Origin of the sequence: Kitasatospora sp. NPDC005751 (assembly GCF_040630835.1) — a bacterium.
Lineage (GTDB): Bacteria > Actinomycetota > Actinomycetes > Streptomycetales > Streptomycetaceae > Kitasatospora.
This window is the reverse complement of record NZ_JBEXYC010000014.1, coordinates 43,365-68,576: the sequence shown is the minus strand read 5'-3', so window position 1 is coordinate 68,576 and position 25,212 is coordinate 43,365. Positions and strand designations below refer to the sequence as shown.

General features: G+C 74.2%; 19 protein-coding genes and 4 tRNA genes. 11 read left to right on the top strand and 12 right to left on the bottom strand.

The features are described from left to right. Nucleotides 1-8: 8 nt before the first annotated feature. A complete protein-coding gene (locus ABZ497_RS16160) occupies nt 9-455 on the bottom strand; it encodes an RICIN domain-containing protein (protein WP_359805566.1) in 447 nt (148 codons plus the stop codon). Nucleotides 456-615: 160 nt separating this feature from the next. On the opposite strand from ABZ497_RS16160, the gene ABZ497_RS16155 reads away from it, so the two are divergent. Together ABZ497_RS16155 and ABZ497_RS16150 are read left to right on the top strand one after the other, a co-directional pair. Continuing rightward, nucleotides 616-1,737, top strand: a complete 1,122-nt coding sequence (locus ABZ497_RS16155) for a hypothetical protein (RefSeq protein WP_359805564.1) — start codon at nt 616-618, stop codon at nt 1,735-1,737. Nucleotides 1,738-1,896: 159 nt separating this feature from the next. Further along, nucleotides 1,897-2,232 (top strand): hypothetical protein, encoded by a 336-nt coding sequence (locus ABZ497_RS16150; RefSeq protein WP_352291192.1) that lies wholly within the window; start codon nt 1,897-1,899, stop codon nt 2,230-2,232. 34 nt (nt 2,233-2,266) lie between these two features. Here the strand turns inward: ABZ497_RS16150 and ABZ497_RS16145 are convergent, their stop codons facing one another. From ABZ497_RS16145 to ABZ497_RS16125, 5 genes are all read right to left on the bottom strand, one after another. Then, nucleotides 2,267-3,115, bottom strand: a complete 849-nt coding sequence (locus ABZ497_RS16145; RefSeq protein ID WP_352291193.1) for a TIGR02452 family protein — start codon at nt 3,113-3,115, stop codon at nt 2,267-2,269. A 155-nt stretch (nt 3,116-3,270) separates the two neighbouring features. Next, on the bottom strand, nt 3,271-5,622 hold the full coding sequence (locus ABZ497_RS16140; protein ID WP_359805562.1) for a DEAD/DEAH box helicase: 2,352 nt from the start codon (nt 5,620-5,622) through the stop codon (nt 3,271-3,273). A 195-nt stretch (nt 5,623-5,817) separates the two neighbouring features. Continuing rightward, nucleotides 5,818-6,645 (bottom strand): hypothetical protein, encoded by an 828-nt coding sequence (locus tag ABZ497_RS16135; protein ID WP_359805559.1) that lies wholly within the window; start codon nt 6,643-6,645, stop codon nt 5,818-5,820. A gap of 276 nt (nt 6,646-6,921) precedes the next feature. Then, the gene (crcB, locus tag ABZ497_RS16130) at nt 6,922-7,296 is read right to left on the bottom strand and encodes a fluoride efflux transporter CrcB (protein WP_359805558.1); all 375 of its coding nucleotides are present in this window, start codon (nt 7,294-7,296) and stop codon (nt 6,922-6,924) included. 58 nt (nt 7,297-7,354) lie between these two features. After that, nucleotides 7,355-7,831, bottom strand: a complete 477-nt coding sequence (locus tag ABZ497_RS16125; RefSeq protein ID WP_359805555.1) for a CrcB family protein — start codon at nt 7,829-7,831, stop codon at nt 7,355-7,357. Between the two features lie 70 nt (nt 7,832-7,901). Here ABZ497_RS16125 and ABZ497_RS16120 point away from each other — a divergent pair, with 70 nt between their 5' ends. The 4 genes from ABZ497_RS16120 (at nt 7,902) to ABZ497_RS16105 (ending at nt 8,660) form a co-directional block, all read left to right on the top strand. Continuing rightward, entirely contained in the window at nt 7,902-8,243 is a 342-nt protein-coding gene (locus tag ABZ497_RS16120) for a metallopeptidase family protein (protein ID WP_329489024.1), read from the top strand. A 113-nt stretch (nt 8,244-8,356) separates the two neighbouring features. After that, nucleotides 8,357-8,429 (top strand) — tRNA-Glu (locus ABZ497_RS16115). 56 nt (nt 8,430-8,485) lie between these two features. Next, nucleotides 8,486-8,559 (top strand) — tRNA-Asp (locus ABZ497_RS16110). A gap of 27 nt (nt 8,560-8,586) precedes the next feature. Continuing rightward, a tRNA-Phe gene (locus ABZ497_RS16105) sits at nt 8,587-8,660 on the top strand. Nucleotides 8,661-8,841: 181 nt separating this feature from the next. Here ABZ497_RS16105 and ABZ497_RS16100 read toward each other — a convergent pair. Continuing rightward, nucleotides 8,842-11,052, bottom strand: coding sequence for an MMPL family transporter (locus tag ABZ497_RS16100; RefSeq protein ID WP_359805552.1), 2,211 nt, complete (start codon nt 11,050-11,052; stop codon nt 8,842-8,844). A gap of 267 nt (nt 11,053-11,319) precedes the next feature. On the opposite strand from ABZ497_RS16100, the gene ABZ497_RS16095 reads away from it, so the two are divergent. Next, entirely contained in the window at nt 11,320-12,591 is a 1,272-nt protein-coding gene (locus ABZ497_RS16095) for a sensor histidine kinase (RefSeq protein ID WP_359805550.1), read from the top strand. Next, on the top strand, nt 12,588-13,295 hold the full coding sequence (locus tag ABZ497_RS16090) for a response regulator transcription factor (RefSeq protein ID WP_329489021.1): 708 nt from the start codon (nt 12,588-12,590) through the stop codon (nt 13,293-13,295). Before ABZ497_RS16095 ends, ABZ497_RS16090 begins: the two co-directional genes overlap by 4 nt. Nucleotides 13,296-13,350: 55 nt before the next feature. Here the strand turns inward: ABZ497_RS16090 and ABZ497_RS16085 are convergent, their stop codons facing one another. The 3 genes from ABZ497_RS16085 to ABZ497_RS16075 all read right to left on the bottom strand — a co-directional run bounded on the left by ABZ497_RS16085 (nt 13,351) and on the right by ABZ497_RS16075 (nt 17,465). Further along, on the bottom strand, nt 13,351-14,661 hold the full coding sequence (locus ABZ497_RS16085; RefSeq protein ID WP_359805548.1) for a hypothetical protein: 1,311 nt from the start codon (nt 14,659-14,661) through the stop codon (nt 13,351-13,353). A 710-nt stretch (nt 14,662-15,371) separates the two neighbouring features. Next, complete coding sequence (locus tag ABZ497_RS16080; protein ID WP_359805545.1) at nt 15,372-16,457, bottom strand: alpha/beta fold hydrolase; 1,086 nt, start codon at nt 16,455-16,457, stop codon at nt 15,372-15,374. Between the two features lie 87 nt (nt 16,458-16,544). Continuing rightward, entirely contained in the window at nt 16,545-17,465 is a 921-nt protein-coding gene (locus ABZ497_RS16075) for a zinc-binding dehydrogenase (RefSeq protein WP_359805543.1), read from the bottom strand. A 182-nt stretch (nt 17,466-17,647) separates the two neighbouring features. Here ABZ497_RS16075 and ABZ497_RS16070 point away from each other — a divergent pair, with 182 nt between their 5' ends. The 3 genes from ABZ497_RS16070 to ABZ497_RS16060 all read left to right on the top strand — a co-directional run bounded on the left by ABZ497_RS16070 (nt 17,648) and on the right by ABZ497_RS16060 (nt 22,984). After that, nucleotides 17,648-18,619, top strand: a complete 972-nt coding sequence (locus tag ABZ497_RS16070) for a LysR family transcriptional regulator (RefSeq protein ID WP_359805541.1) — start codon at nt 17,648-17,650, stop codon at nt 18,617-18,619. Between the two features lie 249 nt (nt 18,620-18,868). Continuing rightward, the gene (hrpA, locus tag ABZ497_RS16065; protein ID WP_359805773.1) at nt 18,869-22,804 is read left to right on the top strand and encodes an ATP-dependent RNA helicase HrpA; all 3,936 of its coding nucleotides are present in this window, start codon (nt 18,869-18,871) and stop codon (nt 22,802-22,804) included. 106 nt (nt 22,805-22,910) lie between these two features. Next, nucleotides 22,911-22,984, top strand: a tRNA-Asp gene (locus ABZ497_RS16060). Nucleotides 22,985-23,343: 359 nt separating this feature from the next. Here ABZ497_RS16060 and bldC read toward each other — a convergent pair. Then, the gene (gene bldC, locus ABZ497_RS16055) at nt 23,344-23,550 is read right to left on the bottom strand and encodes a developmental transcriptional regulator BldC (protein ID WP_014137253.1); all 207 of its coding nucleotides are present in this window, start codon (nt 23,548-23,550) and stop codon (nt 23,344-23,346) included. A gap of 615 nt (nt 23,551-24,165) precedes the next feature. After that, complete coding sequence (locus ABZ497_RS16050; RefSeq protein WP_359805538.1) at nt 24,166-25,146, bottom strand: hypothetical protein; 981 nt, start codon at nt 25,144-25,146, stop codon at nt 24,166-24,168. Nucleotides 25,147-25,212 lie beyond the last annotated feature (66 nt).

The window sequence follows — 25,212 nt, the reverse complement described above, 5'->3', positions numbered from 1 at the left end:
GGCACCCCCTACCTCTGGCGCTCCAGGCGCCACCACTGCGCGGGCGAGTCGTCGTCCTCGCGCTGTTCGACCGGACTGCCGGGGGTGGTGGCGGTGAGCGGCTTGCCGCTGATGAAGCTGGTCAGGGTGTAGGTGCCCGGAGCGTCGAGGTGGTGTTCGAGGAGCCATTCCTGCGCCCCGAAGGCGTTGGGCGACCACTGCTGGATCAGGACGCCGTCCTCCGGCGAGGCACCGGTGACGTCCAGGCGCTTCCCGCTGGCGGCGTTCTCGACGTGGTACAGGGCGCCACCCGGGTGGACGGCGCCGAACCGCCAGAGCTGGGCCTCGGAGCCGCTCTCCGCTCCGAGGACGACCTTGGCACCGCTGCGGCGGCTCCCGTCGGCGACCTCCAGCAGCAGCCCGCTGCCGACGTTGCGCACCCGGTAGAGGCCGTCCGTGATCACGTGGTCAGTCACGCCGGCAGTCTCTCACCGGAGCGGCCGCCCCCGAGCCCGACGGCCGACCGGGCAGTCCCGACGGCTCGGCCGGGCAGTCCCGACGGCCGACCGGGCCGGTGAGCGGATCGTCGCCCCCCGGTAGCGGGCCACCGTCGGGCGGGCGCCTATGCTGCGGCGAATGGTGTCCGACCGCATTCCCCCGCACGACGGCTCCCCGGATCCGTCGGACCGTCAGCAACCCGCCCTCGACCGGGCGACGGCCGAACTGGAGGCGGCCGTCGCGGCCGGCGACGACGAGCAGGTGGCGGCCGCGTTCCAACGGCTCGGCGGGCTGCTGGGCCCGGCTGGCGAGGCCGAGTCGGCGGCGGTCGGCCCCCGGCTGGCGGCGCTGCTCCCGGAGCTGCCGCCGTTCCCCCGGGCGCGGCTGGCGATGATGGTGGGCGCCTGCGTCGAGCGCGGCGCCGACCCGGTGGCCTGCGCCGGACAGGTGCTGGCGGGCCTGCGCGGAGCGTTGAGCGGCGCGCTGCTGCTGGTCGAGCGCTGGGCCGAGACCGGTGGCGGCGACCTGCCCGACCCGGACGAGGACGACCCGGCCCTGGCGCACGCCCGGATCGAGGACCCGGACCGGCTGGCCGAGTGGCACGCCCACCGGGCGGTGATCGGCTGGTGGACGCTCCACCTGTGGCAGATGGCCTCGTTCGCGGTCTGTACCCATGCGGCCGTCCGCACCGCGGCCCGGGCCGACGGCGTGACGGACGTCCTGCTCGAACTGATCGACCGCTACGGCGAGGGGCAGCACGACCTCAAGGGCCTGACCCACCTGGCGAAGACGCTCGACGACGAGCCGCTGCTGGTGCTGGACCGCCCGAGCGGTACCGGCTACCTGCTGCGGATGGACGGTCTGACCGACAACTTCCAGTTGCACACGCTGCTCGCCGACGTGCTGATCGGCGGCGGACACCTGCCCGGCTCCCCGCCGGACCCGGAGGCCGTCGCGCTCAGCCGGACCGAGGAGCTGGACGGGCGCCGCCGGGTCACCGCGTACGGCTCGTTCAACCTGGTCGCGCCCGACGGGACGTGGATCTGGAACGAGGGCACGCCGAGCGACATCCCGGTGGTGGACGGCTTCCGCACCCTGGTGCTGGAGCCGCAGGCGTACGAGCGCAGTTGGTCGGCGGGCCGGTACATCCAGCAGGTGCCGGGGGATCTCCGGCTGGAGCGGGTGCTGGCACCGGCCGAGGCCGTGGACCGGCTCGCCCGGGCGGCGCGGGCACTGCCGTTCGAGGAGGCCTTCCGGTAGCCGTTCGGGCGGCCCCACCCGGTAGGGGGCGCCCGTCGGCCCGAAGCCGGGCCGGGTCGGAGGCGGACCGGGTTGGCGCCGGGCCGGGTTGGAGGCGGGGCCGGGAGTCCGGCGGGTTAGGGTCGGACGATCCGAGGATGCCGAGGAGTGGAGTCGACGATGGCGAGGATCCCGAACGTGCTCTCGACCGCCGCGCCCGCCGCGCTGACCGCGGCGAGCGGCCTGGTCGGCGGCTACGGCGTCGCCCGGTGGACCGGCCGGCGCGAACTGGGCGGTGCCGTCCTGGCCGTGGCCGGGGCGGGCGCCGCCGCGCAGTGGCACCGCAGCTCGGGCGCGGCCACCGCCGCCGCCCTGACCGGCCTCTACGTGGCGGCCTTCGGCGGCTCGCATCCGCTGGCGAAGAGGATCGGCGCCTGGCCGTCCGTCCTCGCCGTCACCGGCGTGGTCGCCGCCGCCTCGACCGCCGCGAGCGTGCTGGGCTCCCGCCGGAGCTGAGCCGGCCCGCCCGGACCCCGGTGGCGGCCGCCCGTCAGCCGGCCACCGCGCCGAACCTGGCCTCGAAAGCGGCCCGGTTCGGCGAGACGGGCGTGCGGTCCCAGACCGCGAACACGACCCGCTCGAAGGCCGCGCCGTACTGCGCCAGCGCCCCCTCGAAGGCCTCCGCCACCTGTGCCGGGTCGTTGCCGAACACCCCGCAGCCCCAGGCCCCCAGCACCAGCGCGCGCACCTCGTGCCGGGCCGCCGCCGCGAGCACCCGGACCGCCCGCTCGGCGAGCACCCCCCGGACGTCCACCTCCGCCGAACGCCGTGCCAACTGGCCGGCGTTGGGCGCCGGCGAGGTCAGGAACGTCACCGGGTAGGGCTCTGCCAGTAGCTCGCCGTCCCCGCCCCGGATCACCGGCACGTCGGGCGAGACGATCACCCGGTGGCTGTACCGCAGGTCGTCACTGGCGCGGTGCGCCGCGTAGTAGTCCGGGGCCTCGCGCAGGCAGGTGTACAGCAGGGCGCTGCGGCAGAGGTCCTCCTCCTGGGCACGGGCGCCGCGCAGATAGCCGCCGCCCGGGTTGCGCGCCGAGGCGAAGTTGAGCACCCCGACCCGGCCCGCCCCGGCCGCCACCAGGCGCCGGGCGGCCGCGATGCTGCCCTCGGCCGTCACCTCGACGGCTGCCGCCCCCGACGCCGCCGGGGCCGGACCGGGCCCGGGCGCCGCCGCCCGCAGCAGCTCGTCCAGCGTCTGCGGCCGGTACGACACCGTCCCCGCCCTGGCCGCCGCCAGTCGCTCCGTCACCTGGACGAGCTCGCCCCCGGCTGCCCGGTAGCTCCCCCGCTCGGCGATCTCCTCGTTCACCACCGCCACGCCATGCAGTCTGCTGCTCATGTCCGTGACCGTAAGGGACGGGGCCGCCCGCGCGCCACAGGTTATTCTCACCGGCAGAACAACGCGGCGACCGGCGGGCGGGGGAACGCGGACGGGCCCGCCCCACCGAAGTGGAGCGGGCCCGTCGGGCGTCGGCGCGGATGCGCTACGCGGGGTCAGTTCTTCCAGCGCGGCTTGCGGTCGTCGCGGTTGAAGCCACCGGAGTTGAAGCCGCCGGAGCGGCCACCGCGGTCGTCGCCGCGGTCACGGTTGAAGCCGCCGGAGGCCTGCGGGCGGCCACCGGAGCGGTGGTCGTCACGGCGGGAGAACGGACGGCTGCTGCTGCCGGCGGCGCCACGCTCGTCGCGGTCGCGGCCGAAGGCCGGGCGGTCACCGAAGGTGCGGGCCGGACGGTCGCCGAAGGAGCGGCCGCCGCGGTCGTCGCGGTCACGGTTGAAGCCACCGGAGCCACCGCCGCGGTTGTCACGGTCACCGAAGGAACGGCCACCGCGGTCGTCACGGTTGAACCCACCGGAGCCACCGCCACGGTTGTCACGGTCACCGAAGGAACGGCCGCCACGGTCGTCACGGTTGAAGCCACCGGAGCGGCCGCCGCGGTCGTCGCGGTCACGGTTGAAGCCACCGCCGCGGTTGTCACGGTCACCGAAGGAACGGCCACCGCGGTCGTCACGGTTGAACCCACCGGAGCCACCGCCACGGTTGTCACGGTCACCGAAGGAACGGCCGCCACGGTCGTCACGGTTGAAGCCACCGGAGCGGCCGCCGCGGTCGTCACGGTCACGGTTGAAGCCACCGCCGCGGTTGTCACGGTCACCGAAGGAACGGCCACCGCGGTCGTCACGGTCACGGTTGTACGCCGGGCGCTCGGTGCGCGCCTCGCGGTAGGACGGGGCCCGCTCCTCGGTCACGGCGGCGGCCGGGGCGGCCGTCTCCGCGGGAACCTCGGTGGTCTCGGCGGTCTCGGCGGTCTCGGCCTCGGCGGCGGGCGCCTCGTCCTCGATGCCCAGGTCGGCCCGCTCGCGCGCGGCGCGGGCGGCCAGGCGGTCGGCCTCCTCGCGCAGCTCGGTGGCGCGGCGCTGCGCGCGCTCCAGCTGGCGGGTCATGTCGGCGAGCTCGCGCTCGGCGGCACCGGCGATGCCGGCGGCGCTCTCGGCCTGGACCTCGATCAGCGAACGGGCGCCGGTGATCTTGGCGACCTCGGCGTCGAAGGCGTGGTCGAGGATGTGGCGCGAGGCGTCGACGCCCGCGTCCTCCATCAGGCGGAACACGCCACGGCGCTGGTGCGGCAGCACCAGGGTGACGACGGCGCCGGAGCGGCCGGCGCGGGCGGTGCGGCCGGAGCGGTGCAGGTAGTCCTTGTGGTCACCGGCCGGGTCCACGTTCAGGACCAGGTCGATGCCGTCGACGTGGATGCCGCGGGCGGCGACGTCGGTCGCGACGACGACGTTGACGTAGCCGTCCTTGAAGTCGCCGAGGACGCGGGTACGGGCGCCCTGGGTCATGCCGCCGTGCAGCGCGTCGGCCTTCACGCCGGCCTCGATGAGCTGCTCGGCGACGCGGTCGGCGCCCATCTGGGTGCGGACGAAGATGATCGTGCGGCCCTTGCGGGCGGCGATCGCGTTGGTGATCGGCGCCTTGTCCTTGGGCTTCACCACGAGGATGTGGTGGGTCATGGTGGTGACCGCGCCGGCCGACGGGTCGACCTCGTGGGTGACCGGGTTCTTCAGGTAGCGCTTGACCAGGCTGTCGATCTCGTTCTCCAGGGTGGCGGAGAACAGCAGGCGCTGGCCGCCGGCCGGCACCTGGTCGAGGATCTCGGTGACCTCGGGCAGGAAGCCCATGTCGGCCATCTGGTCGGCCTCGTCGAGCACGACGGTCTTGACCTCGCCCAGCTTGGCGCTGCCGCGGTTCAGCAGGTCGCGCAGGCGGCCGGGGGTGGCGACGAGGACGTCGACGCCGCGCTCCAGCGCGTAGATCTGGTTCGACATCGAGGTGCCGCCGCAGACGACCTTGAGCTTGAGGCCGAGCACCGAGCCGAACGGCTCCAGCGCGTCGGCGACCTGCATGGCCAGCTCGCGGGTCGGGACGAGGATCAGGCCGCGCGGGTGCTTGGGCTTGGTGCGCTCGCCGCCGGCGAGGCGGGTCAGCAGCGGCAGGCCGAAGCTGAGGGTCTTGCCGGAGCCGGTACGGCCGCGGCCCAGCACGTCCTTGCCGGCCAGCGCGTCCGGGATGGTCGCGGCCTGGATCGGGAACGGGGTGGTGACACCGCGCTTGGCGAGGGCGCGCACGACGTCGTCGTGCAGGCCCAGGTCGCCGAAGGTGATGGTGGGCTCGGCGGCCTCGGCGCTCTCCTCGGTCGCGGCCTCGTCGGCGGCGTCCTGGTCGGCGGTGGGGTCGATGTCCTGGTCGGCGTCGAACAGCTCGACCTCGGGGGCATCGACGGGGGTGACATCGGCGGCGGACTCGCTCGCGGGCATGGCGAAGCGGGCGTCGTCAACGAGAGACATGCAAAACCTTCCGGAAGTGGCACGCGCCAAAGTCCGGGTTCTGTTTCACAACCGCCTCTATGCGGTCAGCCACGGATCGCCGGTACGCGCCAAGGGCGCCAGATGGGAATTAGGGCGCCAGTCAAATGAATCAAACGAACGATCTACCACCATAGGGGAACCTCGGGATCAAAGGCAAATGCACTGGCCAGCGCGCTAGTGGCCGCCCGAAGCGGCGCTCGGGGCCGAAGATCCGGAGTTGCCGGGCGTGGGCTCGGGCGCCGGCGTGGCGGGCGGGGCGGGGGTGACCGGGCTCGGATCGGGGGAGGCCGACGGCCGGACGGTCGGGCTCGCCGCCGGCGGGGTCGCGGCGCCGCCGCCGGAGCGCCCGTCCCCGGTGCCGCCGGTGGAACCGCCACTGCCGGTGCCTCCGGCCGCCCCCGCACCGCCTGTGCCACCCGTACCGGCCGCCGCCCCGCCGGCCGAGGTACCGGTACCCGGTTGGGGTGCGCTACTGGCGTTCACGCCCCCGGCATCACCGTTCGCGCCCGGCGCGTCCTGCCCGGGGACGGCTCCCGGGGCCTCCTCCGCACCGGCGGCCGCACCGTTCGCGCCCGAGGACGCCCCGCCCGCCGCCGCGGTCTGGCCCGCTCCCGGCGTGCCCCCGGGCTGCGCGCTCCCGGAACGCTCCGGCCGCCCGGACGCGCCACCCTGGCGGACGCCGGCCGGCGTGGCCGACGCGCCGCCCGCAGGCTTGCCCACCGTCCCGGCCTGCCCGACCGGGACGGTGCCGTGCTTCTCGTCCGCGCCCGGTCCGACCGACATGCACCCGGTCAGGCCCAACCCGGCCACCGCCAGCACCGCCGCCGCGCGCACCACACCGTCGCGCACCGCCACCGCCCTGGGCTTGCGCTCCGGCGCCTGCCGGACCACCACGGCCCGCACCACGACCGGCCGGTCGACCGCCGGACGGACCACCGGCGCCCGACCGGCCGAACGTTCCTCCTGAGCACCCACCTCGCGCACCGAACGCATCGCCGCCACCGAGCTCCCTCTTCCACTGCCCCACCCGGGCCCGGGCCGCCGCCGTCGCGCGCGGCACTTTCGGTGCCCAACGCGCGCCCCGGGCACCGGGACACGGGCCGCCCGACAGGAAGCGCCCGGCGCCATCCACCCGGCGCAACACCACCGGCGCGAACCCCGGCGCTCACCACGGCGCTCGCCACAGCGCCGAACACCGGTACGAGCGCCGGCGGAAGCCCCGACCACCGCGCCGAACCCGTCCGGCCCGGCCGGACCCGCCCGGCCCGCCCGGCCCGCTCAGCCCCAGAGCGCCGAGGCCGCCTCCGCCCCCGCGTACACCGCGGCGAGCCCCACCGCCACGCTGCCCGCCACGTTGGCCAGCGCGTACCGTCCGGCCCCGCCCTCGGCCAGCCGCAGGGTCTCCCAGGAGAAGGTCGAATAGGTCGTCAGCGCCCCGCAGAAGCCCGTCCCGAGCAGGAGTTGGAGGTGCGAGGAGGCCGCGCCGGCCGCGACCGCCCCGGTCACCAGCCCGAGCACCAGGCAGCCGGCCACGTTCACGGTGAAGGTGCCCCACGGGAACGCCGAGTCGTGCCGGGCCCGCACCGCCCGGTCGGTCAGGTACCGCAGCGGCGCGCCGACCACCGCCCCGGCCACCACCAGCAACCAGTTCACCGCCCCGCCCCCTCCGCCGCCTGAACGGCGGGCGCCCCGGCCGACCCCGCCGACCGCCTCAACCCGGCCTCCGGACCGCGCCCGGGAGCAGACGGCGCGTCATCCCCGCCGCCACCCGGACCGCGGCCAGCGCCACCAGCAGCGTCAGCCCCAGGTAGGCCGCCCCGGCCCCGGGCCGCCCGTGCGCCAGCAGCTGCCGGATGTCCAGCGCGTACGTGGAGAAGGTGGTGAACCCGCCCAGCACCCCCGTGCCGAAGAACGGCCGGAGCAACGGGTGCGCGGGCCGCCCCTCGGTGACCACCACCAGGAAGACCCCGATCACCGCGCAGCCGGTCCCGTTCACGACCAGCGTGGTCCACGGGAAGCCGGCCGGCCCGGTCGGCCAGAGCAGGCCGGCCCCGTACCGCGCCGACGCCCCGATCGCGCCGCCCAGCGCGACCGCCGCCACCGCGGGCCCCTGCCCGCGCAGCACCGGCTCCCGGCGCGGGGGCACCGCGTCGGCCGCCGCGCCCGCCCCGCTCTCCGATGTCGTCATGGGCCCATGAAACACCGGCCCCCACCGCCTGGCACACCGTCACCGCAGACCCGACAATGATCCGGTGGAGATGACCCGGGAAGACTTCGAGACGCTCGTCAGCGACGCCCTCGACCGGATCCCCCCGAAACTCGCGGCCATGATGGACAACGTCGCGGTGTTCGTCGAGGAGGAGCCCGACCCCGCCGACCCGGAGCTCCTCGGCCTCTACGAGGGCACCCCGCTCACCGAGCGCGGCGAGTGGTACGCCGGCGTGCTCCCCGACCGGATCATCATCTACCGGGGCCCGACCCTGCGGCACTGCGAGACCCACGAGCAGGCGGTCGAGGAGGTCCGCACCACGGTCATCCACGAGGTCGCCCACCACTTCGGCTTCGACGACCACGAGCTCGACGAGCTCGGCTGGTCCTGACCGGCCCGCCGGGCCCGCCACCCGGCCGGGCCGAAGTCGTTTTGGCGATCCGCCCGACATCCCATATGCTTCTCGACGTCCCCGAACGCTGGAAACAGCCGGACAGGCCGCAAGCCCTCATCGTCTAGTGGCCCAGGACGCCGCCCTTTCAAGGCGGTAGCACGGGTTCGAATCCCGTTGGGGGCACAGCAGTACCGTAGTAAAGTGCAGTGCGCAAGACCTATGTGGAGCAATCCACACCAGGTCCCGTGGAGCAGTTGGTTAGCTCGCCACCCTGTCAAGGTGGAGGTCGCGGGTTCAAGTCCCGTCGGGATCGCTCGTCTCGCAAGAGACGGTGCAGTACGGCCAGGTAGCTCAGTTGGTACGAGCGTCCGCCTGAAAAGCGGAAGGTCGCCGGTTCGACCCCGGCCCTGGCCACAGCTGCGAACAGCAGAAAGGCCCCGGAGAGTTCGCTCTCCGGGGCCTTTTGCGTGCCTGCCGCGTCCACCGGGCGCCGGGGCACGCCGGCGGGGCGGGTACTCGATCCGAGTACCCGCCCCGCCGGCGGTGTGCTGTGCGGTGTGCGCGCCGGTCCTCCGGCGCCCGGCCGGGAGGGGCCTCAGTAGGCCGAGATCCGCTCGGGTTCCCGCGCGGCGCCGGCCGCCGCGTGCCGGGGGTGGGCGACCGCCGCGGGGCGGGGCCGGACCGGCCACCAGAGGGAGCGGCCCAGGAGGGCGGCCAGGGCGGGGACCAGGACCAGGGACAGCACGAGTGCCGAGAGCATGATGCCGAGCGCCATCGCGAAGGCGACCTGTTCGCTGCCCGGGGTGGTGGCGAGGGTGGCGAAGGAGCCGGCGAGCACCAGTCCGGCCATCGCGATGGCGGGTGTGGTGTGCCGGACCGCTCGGGCCACGGCGCCCCGGGCCGGGCCCGGGCGCTGCATCTCCTCGCGGATCCGGTCCGTGATCAGGATGTTGTAGTCGGTGCCCAGTGCCACCACGAACAGGAACAGCACCAGGGGGAGGGTGAAGCTGATGCCCGGCTCGCCGAGGGCGTGCTGGAAGAGCAGGGTCGCCGCGCCGAGGGTGGCGACGAAACCGAGGCCGACCGAGAGCATCAGGACCACCGGGGCGAGCAGGCTGCGCAGGAGCAGCAGCAGGATCAGCGCGATCAGCGCGGCCGCGACCGGGAAGACGATCCTGAGGTCGTGGTCGACGGCGGCCGAGACGTCGGCGAAGATCGCGGGTGTGCCGCCGACGTGGGCCGTCGTCCCGGCGGGCGTGTGCTGGGCGACCGCGGCCCGGATCGGGCCGGAGGCCAGGTCACGGGCCTCCGGGCTCTGCGGGTCGACGGTCGGGTAGAGGTCGATCCGGGCGGCGCGGTGGTCCTGGTTCAGCACGGTGGCCGCCACCTGGCCCACGCCGTCGACCCGGGCGAGGGCCCCGGAGAGGCCGGTCAGCCGGTCCGTGCTGAGGGTGCCCCCGTCCGTGACGGTGACGTAGACGCTCGTCGGGTCCGACACGCCGGCCGGCAACGCGTGGGAGATCTCGACCGCGGTGGCCGCCGCCGCGGTCTGCGGGCCGGAGTCGCCCCGGCCGTAGTCCATCCGCAGGCCGATCGTCCCGGCCGCCAGTGCGGCGAGCAGCGTGACGGAGGCGGCCAGCATCAGCAGCGGCCGCCGGGCGACCAGTTCGCCGAAGCGGGCGGCGCGGCGGTCGCGCGGCTCGCGGAGCAGCGCCTTGGAGGGCCAGAACATCTTGCGCCCGGCGACGGCGAGCAGCGCCGGCAGCAGGGTGAGGCTGCCCAGCAGCATCACCAGGACCGCGACGGCTATCGCGGGGCCCATCGAGCGGAACTGCCCGAAGGTGGCCAGGCCCAGCGTGGCGAACGCGGCCACGATGGTCAGCGCCGCCGAGGTGATCGCGGTACCCACCCGGGCGGAGACCTGCGCGGCCGCCTCCCGGGCCGGCTGCTCGGGCCGGGCGCGCAGGTGCTCGCGGAAGCGGAACAGCAGGAACAGCATGTAGTCGATGCCGATGCCGAGCAGGACGACGCTGATCAGCCCCGGGGTGCCCGCGTCCAGCTTGAGCCCGGTGAGCAGGGCGGCCCCCGCGACGGCCCCGCCCGCCACGCCGCCGATCAGGGCGACCGCGAGCAGCGGCAGCACCGCGGCCAGCGCGCTGCGGAACACCAGCACGTTGAGCAGGACGATGAGCCCCATCACCACGGCGCCCCCGACCGTGGACGCGGTCTTGTGGGAGTCGGCGGAGTCGACGGCGTCGGCGAGGCCGCCGGTGAAGCCGGTGCGCATCCCCGCCTCGGCGAACTGCGTCCGGGTGCCGTCCCGGAAGGCCCGGTAGACGCCCTGGACGCCCTGGTCGGCGGCGTTCCCGACCAGCTCGACCGAGAGCAGCTCGAAGCTCCGGTCGGGCGCCACCATCGCCGGGGCGATCCGGGGCGTCTGGGAACGGTCGGGGAGCAGGAACGTCGGCTCGTCGTCCGCCCTGGGCATGGCGACCCGCCGCTTGCCCAGCTTCTCCGCCTCGGCCTCGACCCGCGTCTGGTCCGCCGCGCTGAGGGCCTTGCCGTCGGACCGGGCGACCAGCACCGTGACGACGGTGGCGTCGGGGTTCAGCCCGAACTGCTCCTCGGCGATCCGCATCGCGGCGGCCGAGTCGTAGCTGCGGGGCAGGAAGTCGGCGGTCTGGCTCTGCGTGACGCGGGACATCAGCATCGGGGCCAGGGCGGTCAGGACGACGGCCAGCACGCCCCAGAGGGCGACGACCTTCCAGGGATGTCTGGTGGAGTACCCGGTCAGGGCGCGGATCACGATGTCCTCCGACGGACGGACTTGAGTGCGGATGCCTGCCGGGGACGGACTCCCCGACCGGTCTCAAGACCATCACCGCGCGGGCCCTCCGGGCGTCGTGGCGGCGGATGATCCGCACCGGGGCCCGCGCTCCCGCCCGGGCCCGCACCCAGGACCCTGGTCCTGGTCAGGGCCCCGTCCCCGGCCGTCGGGCGGGTCCGCGCACGGCGGCGGCTGTGCGAGGCTGTCGGGGGGGGACAGGAGGCCGGACGCAGGGGGAGTACCCAGATGCCCAGGAACCGACGGAGCGGGACCGGCGATGCCCGGGAGCCGCTGGACGCCGACGGCTTCGAGCCGCCGTGGACCCGCAACGACGCGCTGGTGACCGGCGGGGCCTGCGCGATGAACCTGCTCAGCTACGTGTTCTTCGCCTACCCCGACGGCCGGCACGCCGTGAGCGTGCTCGGGTTCCTCCTCGTCGCGCTGGCGGCCCTGCCGCTGCTCGCCCGGCGCAGCCACCCGGGGGCGGTGCTGACCGCCGTCCTGGTGCTCGACGCGGCCTCCTCCCTGACGGCCTCACTGCCCGTCCACTTCGGGTCCGTGCTGGTGGTCGCCCTGTTCTCGGCGGCCCGGGCCTGCACCGGCCGGGTGACGGCGGTCGCGGCCGCCGCGACGGTGACGCTGACGCTGCTGAGCCAGAGCCACGGCCGGACGCCGACCTGGGAGGCCACCGTCAGCGCGGTCCTCTCCACCCTGATCGTGGTCGGCACCGCGCTGGCGGTGAACCAGTGGCAGCAGCAGGTGGCGGCCAACCGGCAGCTCCTCGCCGACCGCGCGGTGGCGGACGAACGGCGCCGCATCGCCCGGGAGCTGCACGACATCGTGGCCCACCACATCACCACCATGCAGCTGATGGCCGGTGGCGCCCGGGCCAACCTCGGCCGTCCGGAGGTGGTCCGGGAGGCCCTGGTCACCCTGGAGTCCTCCGGGCGGCTCGCGCTGCGCGAGATGCGCCAGCTGCTCGACGTGCTGCGGGCCGGCGACGAACCGGAGGCCGCGCCGTCGCCGCCCCAGCCCGGCGCCGACGACCTCGACCGCCTGGTGGGCGAGGCCCGGCTCGGCGGGCTGCCGACCGAGTTCGTCGTCCGCGGGCCGCAGCGTCCGCTGCCGCCGACCGTCGGCCTCACGGTGTTCCGGATCGTCCAGGAGGCCCTCACCAACACCCGCAAGTACGCCGGGCCGGCCCGTGCCTCCGTGCACCTGACGTACCGCCGGGACGGGGTCACCGTCGAGGTGCGGGACGACGGCGGGGGCGCTGCGCCGGCGGAGCTGACGCCGGCGACGGGTCCGGGCGGTTACGGCCTGATCGGCATGCGCGAGCGGGTCGCCCTGCACGGCGGCACCCTCACCGTCGGTCCGCAGGCCGGCGGCGGCTTCGCGGTGCTGGCCGACCTGCCGCTGACCGGCAACGACACGGCCGACGCGGCTGAAGCGGCCGACGCGGCTGACACGGACCGGACGGCCGGGGCGGCCGTCCGACAGGAAGGGGCGTACCGATGACCGGGACGGGGCCGACGACACCGCCGAGGATCAGGGTGCTGATCGTGGACGACCAGCCGCTGGTCCGGCGCGGCCTGTCACTGATCCTCTCCCCCGACCCGTCCTTCGAGGTGGTGGGGGAGGCCGAGAACGGCGCCGAGGCCGTCACCCTCGCCCAACGGCTGCGCCCGGACGTCGTGGTGATGGACATCCGGATGCCCGTCCTCGACGGGGTCGGCGCGACCGGCGAACTCGCCGCCACCGTGCCCGGCTGCCGCGTCCTGGCCCTCAGCACCTTCGACCTCGACGAGTACGTGGTGGGCGCCCTGCGCGCCGGCGCCTACGGGTTCCTGCCCAAGGACAGCTCCCCGGAGGACCTCGCCGCGGCGATCCACACCGTCCACGCGGGCGAGGCCGCCGTCGCGCCGCGCCTGCTCACCCGGCTGATCTCCACCTACGTCCGGGCCCCCGGCGGTCCGCAGCCGGCGCCCACCGGTCTGGGCGACCTGACCCCGCGCGAGGTCGAGGTGTGGCGCCTGATGGCCACCGGCCTCGACAACGGCGGGATCTCCCGCGCGCTGGACATCAGCGTCTCCACGGTCAAGAACTACATCACCAGCATCTTCGACAAGCTCGCCGTCCGGGACCGCGCCCAGGCGGTCATCGCGGCCTACGAGTCCGGACTGGTCACCGCGCGGGCGACGGCCGGGGACCAGCCCGGGTAGCACGCGCGGGTGCCTCCCCGGCCGCGGGTCGGGGAGGCACCGGCGCGTCGACGCCTCAGGAGCGGCGGCGCAGGCGACGGCCGAGGAGGACGGCGCCGGCGCCGAGGGTGGCGAGGACGGCGGCGGCGATCGCGGGGGCGGTGCCGGACCCGGAGCCGGTGGCGGCGAGTTCACCGGTGGTCTGGGCGGCCGGGGCGGCCGCGGCGGGGGCGGGGGCCTGCGGGGCCGGGGCGGTGACCGCGGGGGCGGCGGCCGGGGCCGGGGCGGCGGGGGCGGCGGCCGGCTTGACCTCGGCGGCGGGCTTGACCGCGGCCGGGGCGGTGGGCTTCCTCGTGGCCGGCTTCGCTGCGGCGGGCTTCGCCGTGGTGGGCGCCGCGGTCGGCGTCGGGGCCGGTGCGAGGACGGTGACGGTGCTGCCCGTCTCGCACATGGTGGTGCCCTCGAACGGGGCGTCGCCCTCGTTGACGAAGAGGCAGGGGCTGAGCCGGGTGGCCCCGAGCGGGGTGTTCACGTCGTAGGCGACCCGGACCCGGGTGGTCTCGGTCCGGCCGGCGGCGATGCCGGAGTCGCGGCCCTGGAGGTAGACGCCGGACAGTTCGTCGCCGACTCCGCCGGTGACCTTGGCGAGGGTGTCCCAGGTGCCGTCGGCCTTGCGGATCTGAACGGTGGCGTGGGGGTCACTGAAGAGCACGTTGCCGAGGTTGACGTAGCCGGACGCGGTGGCATTGGTGAGGACGGCGTCGAACTCGATCGGCGCACCGCCGGCGACCGCGGTGTCGGGGACGGAGGCGAGGGAGGTGCGGATGGAGTCGACCCCGATCGTCCTGGTCTGCTCGGCGAGCGTGACCCAGCCGCCGGGCGCGGCCACGACGGAGCGCAGGCCGATGGAGTCGAAGCCGCCGTTGGTCGCCCCGTGGTGCGGCAGACCCATGGGCGCGCCGATGCGCAGGTCCACGGTGACCGTCCGGCCGGCCGCGACGGTGATGCCGGGCACGCTGCCCTCGTAGCTGGCCGACCCGGGGCCGGACTGGAACGACAGCGGGACGGACTCCCAGCTGCCGGTCGTGGGGTTCCGGTAGTCGATGGTGATGGCGTCCGAGGGGGTGCCGAGGTCGCTGGTGGTGCCCAGTTCGAGCAGGAAGTCGGTGGTCTTCTCGCCGGTGTTGGTGATGGTCTCGGTGAACGCGACCGGCTGCCCGGCGAAGCCGACCGACGCCGGCGCCTGGACCGACAGCTTCGCGCCCTTCACCTCGTCGGCGAACGCCTGCGTCGGCAGGGCCAGCGAGCCGCCGAGTGCGACGACTGCGAGCGTGGCGGCGACGGCGGCGGTGCGGCGCGAACGGCTGACGCGGGCGGTGCTGGACATGGTTCCCCCTGGAACGTGCCGGTTGCGGGCATGCCGAGGACAGGCCCGGCGACGCCGGCGAAGACTGGATGTGTGAGTGAGTGGCCGGGACGGGGCCGGTGAACCACCGGGTCACGGGCGAAGGATCCCCCCGCCTTCGGAAGGTGGCCCACCTTCCGTGTCTCTCACTGAACTAGACGTGTGACCCCCGCCCGGGTTGCAGGTGGATTCGAAGAATCTTCGGGCCGTCCCGCTCCACCGGTTCCACCGCAGGTCAACGGCCCTTCGACGGCCCCGGCCGATCGGCGTCCGGAGCACGCGACGCCCCGAGCGACCGGCCCCACCCCACCGGGCCACGGCCCACCCGACACCCACCGCCCGCAAGGCACCACCGCCCGCACGGCGCCACCGCCCGACGCTCCGGGAACTAGCCTGAGGAGGCTGCCCGGCACACTCCAGGAGACCGCACCCATGAACCCGACGCGTTTCGCCCTCCTCGACGAAGCCCGCAGGCTTCAAGGTCGAACTCTCCGGTGACACCATCGTGATGACGGTCGGCCGCTCGGGCATCCACCAGCGGAACCTGCTGCTGATCCGCCGCCAGTTCGACGCGCACGCCCCGCTGGAGCCGGTGAGACGCTGCACATCCCCGAGCCCTTCGGCTTCGACCTGGTCACGGGCGACCTGCTGCCGTACTGAGCGGGCCCCGGCGCCGGGGCCCGCGCCGCCCGTCAGGCTGTCCGGGTCTCCGTCGGACGGGTCAGCTCCGTGGTGAGCCAGTCCGCGGTGGCGGGGAGCCAGTCGGCGAGGGCGTTGCCGAGCAGGTGGTTGCCGTGCGGGACGTGCAGGAGTTCGCCCCGGGGTGCCCGGTGGGCCAGTGCCTCGGCGTTGGTGACACCGGGGATCCGGTCCTCGCCGCCCTCGACGACCAGCAGCGGGACGGTGATCTCCGGGGCCAGGGCGGTCAGGTCGACCCGGCGGGCGAAGGCCCGGGCCGCGTCCGTGCTCCCGCAGCGCTGGATCAGGGTCGCGGTGACGAACGGGACCAGGGCGTCCCAGTCCAGCCGCCAGGGGCCGCTGACCACGGCGGCCGCCCGGATCCGCGGTTCGCGGGCGGCCGTCACCGCCGCGTAGTAGCCGCCCAGGCTGAGCCCGGTCACGCCGATCCGCCCGGTGTCCACGCCCTCCCGGCCGGTGACCGCGTCGATCGCCCGGCCGACCACCCGGTGGTAGTCCGGCTCCGGCGCGGCGGCCCCGGCCAGGACGCCCTGCCCCGGGCCGTCCAGGGCGAGGACGGCCGCACCGCGCGCCAGCAGCGCCTCGGCGACCGCGTGGAACTCCTCCTTGCCGGAGTCCATCCCCGGGACGACGATCACCAGCGGTGCGGGGCCGGGCCCGGCCGGGCGGCGGAGCCAGCCCACGAAGGACTCGCCCTCGATCCGCTCGGCCGTCGGTTCGAGGTGGGCCAGCGCGGCCCGCATCGCCTCGTCCGCCTCGGTGGCGGTCGCGCCGGCCGCCGCGCGGTCGGGGTGCGGGAGCAGGCCGGCGAAGTGGAACCAGCGGGCGGCCCTCCGGTAGGCCTCGCCGGCCGAGACCGACCGGCCCTCGGCGGCGGCGCGGTCGGCGGCGGCGCGGTGCCGCCGGCCGGCCGCCCGGAACGCCTCGGGCCACTCCTGTGCGGAGCGCAGCGCCGAGGTGACCCGGGTGTACTCGTGCGGGTCCAGACCGGCGCCGGTGGCCCGCGGGCGGTTCTCCTCGACGAGGGCGGCCGGCAGGTCGGGGTGGTCGAGGAAGGACAGGTCGGGGGAGCCGGTCATCGGGGAGCACGCTCATCTCATGGTCGGTGGTGCACGGTCGGGCGGAGTCAGGACGGGCGGTCAGGGCTCTCAGGGCGCTCAGGGCGCTCAGGGCAGGGTGAGGACGGCCTTGCCCCGGATCCGCCGCTCCCGCAGATCGGTGAGCACGGCGGCGGTCCGCGTCCAGGGCGCGACCCGGCCGACCTCCGGGGTCAGCCGCCCCTCCCCCACCAGGCGGACCAGGGTGGCGAGGTCCTCACCGTCGGGTACGTCGGAGTCCGTGTAGTGGAAGTGCCGGAGCGTGGCGGACTCCGGCCCGGCGAAGAAGTCGAAGAAGTCGAGCGTCACCGGGGTCCGGGAGGCCTGGCCGAACCAGATCAGCGTGCCCCGGCGGGCCAGCCGGGCGAGCGCGAGCGGCAGGTCGGCGCCGCCCGTCGACTCCAGCACCAGGTCGTACGGGCCGCGGGCCGCGCCCACCGAGTGGACCACCTCCGCCGCACCCAGCTCGACCAGCCGCCGCCCGCGCTCCGCCGAGGCGGTGACCGCGGTCAGCTCCGCACCCGCCGCCGAGGCCAGCTCGGTGACGTAGTGGCCGACGCCCCCGGAGGCGCCGGTGAGCAGCACCCGGCGGCCGGCCAGCGCACCGGCGGTGCGCAGCAGCCGCAGCGCGGTGAGACCGGCCAGCGGCAGGGCGGCGGCGCGGACGGCGTCCAGCCCGTCCGGGATCTCGGCGAGCGAGCCGACCGGCACGCACACGTACTCGGCCCAGCCGCCGGCCGGCGGGTGGCCGACGACGCGGCGGCAGACGGCCGGCCCGGAGCCGTCGGCGGCGGCCTGCACGACCAGGCCCGCGATGTCCTTGCCGGGGCGCCAGCCCGGCCGGGGCGCCTCCAGCTGGAACGTCTCGCCGCGGTTCACCGCGAACGCCTCGACCTTCACCAGGGCCTCGCCCGGTCCCGGTCGCGGCTGCGTCACCTCCGCGAACGCCACCGTCGCGTCCGCCCGTCCGGTCGGTGTCAGCGCCCTCATGGCCCTCGGCCCTCCGTCTCCCCCTCGCCGGCCGGTCCGGCCGAGCTCGTGGTCCCAGCAGACCGCGACCGCCCGGAGCCGGTCCAACAACCGCCCGGCGATCCCGACAACCGACCGTTGTCGGCGCCCTCCGGGCAGCGGCAGGCCGTGGGCAGGCCGGGGAGGCCCTAGGGTGGGCGGCCATGGATCTCGATCTCTCCCAGGTCCGCGCCTTCACCACGGCGGCCGAGGAACTGCACTTCGGCCGCGCCGCCGCCCGGCTGGCGATCAGCCAGCAGGCCCTGTCCAAGCGGATCGCCCGGCTGGAGACGGCGCTCGGCGCCCGGCTGCTCGACCGCGACCCGCGCGGCGTCGGGCTCACCGGGGCCGGGCACCGGTTCCTGGAGCCCGCCCGGCGGCTGCTCGCCCAGGGCGACCGCGCCGTGGCGGCGGTGGCCCGTACCCGGCGCCCGCTGCGCGTCGACGTCTGGGGGCACCTGTACGCGCCGATGCGGACGGTCGCCCGGGCCGTCGACGGGGTGCCCGGGCTGGAGGTGGAGCCCGTCCCGGGGAGGGACCTCCCCTCGGTGGCGGCGGCTCTGCTGCGCGGCGAGTCGGACGCGGGCTTCGGCCGGGTGCACCCGCTGCCCGACGGCCGGGACGCGGGGCTGGCGCACCGGCTGGTCCGGCTGGAGCCGGTGGACGCGCTGCTGAGCACCGACCACCCGTTGGCCGACCGCGACGTGCTGCGCCCGGAGGACCTGCGTTCCGGCGTGCTGCGCTACCCGGCCGCGGTGGACCGGCTGGACTTCCTGACCCGGTTCGCGGACCGCTTCGGCATCGCGGAGCGGGCCGGCTCGACCAATCTGGGCCTGGAGAGCTTCGCCGAACGGATCCGCACCGACCCGTCCTGCTTCTCGCTGCTCCCCGCCGACTGCCCGCTGCCCGGCCCCGCGGGCGGCCCCGGCCGCCCCGGCATCCGGACCGTCCCGCTGGTCGACCCCACCCCGCTCTACGCCTGGTCGCTGCTCTGGCGCGACGGCGACGAACCGGCGGCCCGGCTGGACCCGCTGCTCGGGGCGTTCACCGAGGCGGCCCGACGCAGCCGCTGGCTGGAGTACGACCCGGCCCGTGACTGGCTGCCCGGCCCGGACGAGGCGGCCCTGGACGGCTGACGGCCTCCGGGCGGGCCGTCCTCGGCGCCCCGGCGCCCGGAGCACCGACCGTCGCCCCGGTCCGCCGCGGTTCGCCGGGCGCCGCCCCAGGCGGGGTTCGCCCGGAGGCCGTGGCGGCTGTGACACTGGAGGGGCTCGAAAACCGAGGTGCGCGCCGCCGCATCTCCTTGCGAACCTAGAGGGATGCCCGCAGTGAGTTCTCCCGCAGTCCAGTCCGCCGACGCGTCCACGGAGGGCGGCGGCCCCGGTATCGGCGAGCTGGCCGCCCGTCTGCCCGAACTGACCCTGCGCGACCAGGTGCGGATCGGGCGGCGGCTGGAGGGCGCCCGGAGGGTCCGCAAGCCCGAGGCCCGGCAGAAGGTCGCCGCCGAGATCGCCCGCGACGTCGAGCGCGCCGAGCTGCTGGTCGCGCAGCGCCGGGCCGCCGTCCCCGAGATCACCTATCCCGCCGAGCTGCCGGTCAGCCAGAAGAAGGACGAGATCCTCGCCGCCATCCGTGACCACCAGGTGGTGATCGTGGCGGGTGAGACCGGCTCCGGCAAGACCACCCAGATCCCGAAGATCTGCCTGGAGCTGGGCCGCGGGGTCCGCGGCCTGGTCGGGCACACCCAGCCCCGCCGGATCGCCGCCCGGACGGTGGCCGAGCGCGTCGCGGAGGAGATGCGCACGCCGCTCGGCGAGGCGGTCGGCTGGAAGGTCCGGTTCACCGACCAGGTCGGCCCGGACACCCTGGTCAAGCTGATGACCGACGGCATCCTGCTCGCCGAGATCCAGACCGACCGTGAGCTGCGCCAGTACGACACCCTGATCATCGACGAGGCGCACGAGCGCAGCCTCAACATCGACTTCATCCTCGGCTACATCAAGCAGCTGCTGCCCCGCCGGCCCGACCTCAAGGTCGTCATCACCTCGGCGACCATCGACCCCGAGCGCTTCGCCCACCACTTCGGCGGCGCCCCGATCGTCGAGGTCTCCGGCCGCACCTACCCGGTCGAGGTCCGCTACCGGCCGATCGTCGAGGACGCCGACGACGCGGACGGCGACCACGGCCCCAGCGACGCCGACCGGGACCGCGACCAGATCCAGGCGATCTGCGAGGCCGCCGAGGAGCTCCAGGCCGAGGGCCCCGGCGACATCCTGGTCTTCCTCTCCGGCGAGCGCGAGATCCGCGACACCGCCGACGCCCTCAACAAGCTGAAGCTGAAGTTCACCGAGGTCCTCCCGCTCTACGCGCGGCTGAGTTCGGCGGAGCAGCACAAGGTCTTCCAGCGTTCCAGCTCCCGCCGGATCGTCCTGGCGACCAACGTCGCCGAGACCAGCCTCACCGTCCCGGGCATCAAGTACGTGATCGACCCGGGCACCGCGCGCATCTCCCGCTACAGCCACCGCACCAAGGTGCAGCGGCTGCCGATCGAGGCGATCAGCCAGGCCAGCGCCAACCAGCGCAAGGGCCGCTGCGGCCGTACCTCGGACGGCATCTGCATCCGGCTGTACTCGGAGGAGGACTTCCTCTCCCGCCCCGAGTTCACCGACGCCGAGATCCTGCGCACCAACCTGGCCTCGGTCATCCTCCAGATGACCGCCGCCGGTCTCGGCGACATCGCCGCCTTCCCGTTCCTGGACCCGCCGGACTCCCGCAACATCAAGGACGGCGTCAACCTCCTCCACGAACTCGGCGCCCTCGACCCCGACGAGAAGGACGTCCGCAAGCGCCTCACCCCGCTCGGCCGCCAGCTGGCGCAGCTCCCGGTGGACCCGCGGATGGCCCGGATGGTCCTGGAGGCCGACAAGAACGGCTGTGTCCGCGACGTCATGGTGATCGCCGCCGCGCTCTCCATCCAGGACCCGCGCGAACGCCCCACCGAGAAGCGCCAGGCCGCCGACGACCGGCACCGCCGCTTCCAGTCCGAGACCTCCGACTTCCTCTCCTACCTCGCCATGTGGCGCTACGTGCGGGAGCAGCAGAAGGAGCTCTCCTCCTCGGCCTTCCGCCGGATGTGCAAGGCCGAGTTCCTCAACTACCTGCGGATACGGGAGTGGCAGGACATCTACTCGCAGCTCCGCACGGTCGCCAAACAGCTCGGCGTCACCATCGAGGAGCCCCATCCCGACGCCGAACCGGACGCCGACCGGATCCACCAGTCGCTGCTGGCCGGCCTGCTCTCGCACCTGGGCCTCTACGACGTCGAGAAGCGCGAGTACGGCGGCGCCCGCGGCGCCCGGTTCGCGGTCTTCCCCGGCTCCGGCCTGTTCAAGAAGCCGCCGCGCTGGGTGATGTCCGCCGAGCTGGTCGAGACGTCCCGGCTCTGGGCGCGGATCAACGCGAAGATCGAGCCCGAGTGGGTGGAGCCGCTGGCCGGCCACCTGATCAAGCGCAGCTACAGCGAGCCGCACTGGGAGAAGAAGGCCGGCGCGGTGCTGGCCTACGAGAAGGTGACCCTCTACGGGATGCCGGTCGTCGCCCAGCGCAAGGTCAACTACGGCCGGATCGACGCGGAGCTCTGCCGCGAGCTGTTCATCCGCAACGCGCTGGTCGAGGGCGACTGGGAGACCCACCACCGCTTCTTCGCCGAGAACCGCAAGCTGCTCAGCGAGGTCGAGGAGCTGGAGAACCGGGCCCGCCGCCGGGACATCATGGTCGACGACCAGACCCTGTTCGACTTCTACGACAGCCGGCTGCCCGAGGACATCGTCTCCACCCGGCACTTCGACTCGTGGTGGAAGAAGACCCGGCACGACCAGCCGGACCTGCTCAGCTTCGAGAAGTCGATGCTGATCAACGACTCGGCGGACGGCGTCACCGAGGCGGACTACCCGGACTACTGGCAGCAGGGCAAGCTCCGCTTCAAGCTGACCTACCAGTTCGAGCCGGGCAGCGACGCGGACGGCGTGACCGTCCACATCCCGCTCCCGGTGCTCAACCAGGTCACCGCCGAGGGCTTCGACTGGCAGATCCCCGGCCTGCGCGAGGAGCTGGTCACCGCCTACATCCGGGCGCTGCCGAAGGCGATCCGCCGCAACTTCGTCCCGGCCCCGGACTACGCCAAGGCGGCCCTGCGCCAGGTGAAGGACCGCCAGGAACCCCTGCTGCCCACCCTGGAGCACGTCCTGAAGCGGATGACGGCGATCACCGTCCCGCCGGAGGCCTGGGACGACGAGCGGGTGCCGGACCACCTCAAGGTCACCTTCCGGGTGGTCGACGGCCGCAAGAAGCTCGCCGAGTCCAAGGACCTGGAGGACCTCCGGCTGCAGCTGAAGCCCAAGCTCGAGGAGACCCTCTCCTCGGCCGCCTCGGGCCAGGGCATCGAGCAGTCCGGGCTGACCGCCTGGCCGGCCTCGCTGCCGGTGCTCCAGCGCACCTTCGAGCAGCGCTCGCGCGGCCATTCGCTGCGCGCCTACCCGGCCCTGGTGGACGAGCGGGACACGGTCGGGATCAAGCTCTTCGACACCCCGCAGGCGCAGGCCCAGGCGATGTGGGAGGGCACCCGGCGGCTGCTGATGCTGACCACCAACTCGCCCGCCAAGTCGATCCAGGGGCGGCTGGGCAACCAGGCGAAGCTCGCCCTGTCGTACAACCCGCACGGGTCGATCCCGGCCCTGTTCGACGACGTGGTGGCCTGCGCCACCGACCGGCTGATGACCTCGGCCGGCGGACCGGCCTGGGACGAGGCCGCCTTCGGCAAGCTGCACGAGAAGGTCCGCACCGACCTCTACGAACTGTCGGCGGACACCACGCTGAAGACGGCCACGGCGCTGATCGCCTTCCACCGGGCCTCGACCCGGCTGAAGGCGGTGAGCAGCCCGGTGCTGCTGACGGCGGTCAACGACATCCGGCTGCACCTGGCCTCGCTGGTGCACCCGGGGTTCGTCACCGAGGCCGGCTGGCAGCGGCTGCCGGACCTCAAGCGCTACCTGCTGGCGGTGGACCGCCGGCTGGAGGCGCTGCCCAACCATCCGCAGCGGGACGCCCAGCAGCTGCTGAAGGTGCAGCAGGTGCAGCAGGAGTACGGGGAGCTGCTGGCGGCCGTGCCGGCCGGGCAGCAGCCGTCCCCGGCGGTGCTGGCGATCCGCTGGATGATCGAGGAGCTGCGGGTCAGCTTCTTCGCCCAGTCACTGGGTACGCCGACCCCGGTCTCGGAGAAGCGGATCTCCAAGGCGATGGAGGCGGCCAGGGCCACGCTCTGAGCTGGGAGGGGCCCTCAGGAGCCAGTTCGACCTGGGGGCCCACCATGGGCTACAGTCTGTCTTGTTCGCAGCGCAGCAAAGCGAGTGAACAAGATCAGAACACTCTGGTCCTGTGGAGCAGTTGGTTAGCTCGCCACCCTGTCAAGGTGGAGGTCGCGGGTTCAAGTCCCGTCAGGATCGCCGTAGCCGAGAGGCCCGGAACCGTTTGGTTCCGGGCCTCTCGCGTTTGCCCCGGGAGGGATCCCTACCCCGGACTAGGTCTAGACCACAAGCACCGACCCGCGTGATCGTCGTCACTTATCTTTTCCCGAGACCGGACACATGGCACCCCTTCCTCAGGGGTGCCGATTTAATATGTAAAATTGCACAGCTATGAACTGTATATCCCCCCCGCCCCAGGTGCCTCAAATCGTTATCCGGAGTTCAACATTCCGGCCGCCCGGCACGATCTCCGGGAGCGCCCGCGGGCATGCAAAGGGGCTGCTTACCGGACCCGGCGGAGTCCGGTAAGCAGCCCCTTTGAAAGAGCCTTCGGCCTATCAGGCCTCGGTTCGCTGGGCGGGAATACCGGCCAGCAGGGCGCGCACCTCCGCCTCGCGGTAACGACGGTGCCCGCCAAGCGTGCGAATGGACGTGAGCTTGCCTGCCTTGGCCCAGCGGGTAACCGTCTTCGGGTCCACGCGGAACATGGTGGCGACCTCTGCCGGCGTCAGCAGGGGTTCAGCATCAGGGGTACGAGCGGTCATGAGCGGCCTCCTCGGGAGAACCGAACCAGGGCGGTTCTATCCTTCAAATTCTGCACCTTGGCCCGCGATGCCCGAAATGGCATAGACGGGCCGAGTCGGTTATAGGACGAACGGCTTGTCCTGGTGTCTACAACTACACCATCCGTCCAGCCCTATCGACCAAACCGCCAAAATTGACCCCTCACGGGTTCAAGGCTGACGGATGGCGATGGACCACCCCATAACGGGCAGTCACCTTATAGTGACATCCGGTTACGAGGAGACCAGACCCGCTGTTTCCTCGCAAGGTACGCATCGGTTCCAGAACCACCCAAAAGTGGGCACGCTCATGTGAAGTTGGGCTGGTTGTCCCATTTTTGCACATAGGGGTAAGTTCGCGTCAACGGTGAGTAGTGTCACGTTCGATAGCTATTGACCCGAACCAGGACCTTGGTCATACGGCTCGGGCCGTAGGACTCTTCCAGTCTTACAAGTACCACCGACACCCCGCCCCGCCAGCACTGACGCCCCGTCGGCCGGGCCCACGCGGCACCGCGCACCCCTCCCCGCACCCCTCCCCGCGGCCCTCCGACGCCTCCCCCGGGGCGGACCGACCCCCCTCCCCTACCCGCTGACTCAGTTCGCGTACCGCAGTGCCAGGACCCGCCGCCAGCGCACCGTCAGTTCCTCGTACACCCGCAGTGCCTCCGCCGCCTCGCCGGCCCGCAGCGCCCGCAGCCCGTCCTCCAGCTCCCCCGCCGAACGGTCCGCCAGCAACTGCTCCGGCCCCAGCAGGTGCACCAGCCCCCCGTAGTCCAGCTCCACCAGGGAACGTGGGTGGAACTCCTCCAGCCACCGCCCCACCAGCTCCGCCCCGCGCACCAGGTCCCCCTCCGGCACGGCCTCGCGCAGCGCCCGGTAGGCCCGGGCCACCCGGCGGCGCGCCTGCGCCATCGGCGTCAGGTAGAACAGCGCCGCCTGCTCCCCCTTCTCCCCGCGGTCGAACCCGGCGCCGCCCGCCGAGGCCGCACCCGGCCGCCCGGCCGCGCCACCGGGCTCCGCCGCGCCCCCGGCCGGCTCCTGATCGCCCGTCCCGCCCGGGCCGCCCGCCGGCACGAAGCAGCGGTCCTCCTCCCCGAACGGCAGGAACCAGCGCACCGGCACCTCCCATCGGCTGGTCACGATCCACGGCCGGGCGTCCGGGTGCTCGGCCCGCCAGCGCTCCCGGTCCGCCTCGGCGGCCGCCCGGGTGGCCGGCGGCAGCGCGGTGTCCAGCAGCGCCACCGGCGCCGCCGCCCGCAGTTCGTCCAGCGCCTGCCAGGTGCGCAGCCGGGTCGCCCAGGGGCAGACGTACAGCACCCCGTCCACCGACCGCACGAAGGCCCGCTCGCTCTCCCGCTCCGGCAGGGCGCGGGGGGTGCGGCCGACCAGCTCCGCCAGTGCCGCCCGCTGCTCCTCCAGCGCCGCCACCGCGACCGGACGGCCGGCCTCCGCGGCATCCGGCCCGTGCGCCGCGGCGTAGGCCTGCCAGCGCGCGCGCTCGGGCTCCGGGTAGGCGGCCAGCGGCTCGTAGACCCGCAGGTGGGCGGCGTAGGGCGGCAGTACGGAAGTGCGCACGACGGTCACGTTCTGCATCGTCGCACGCACCGGCCCCCGCCCGGGAGGCCTTCGGCCGGGAGCCGT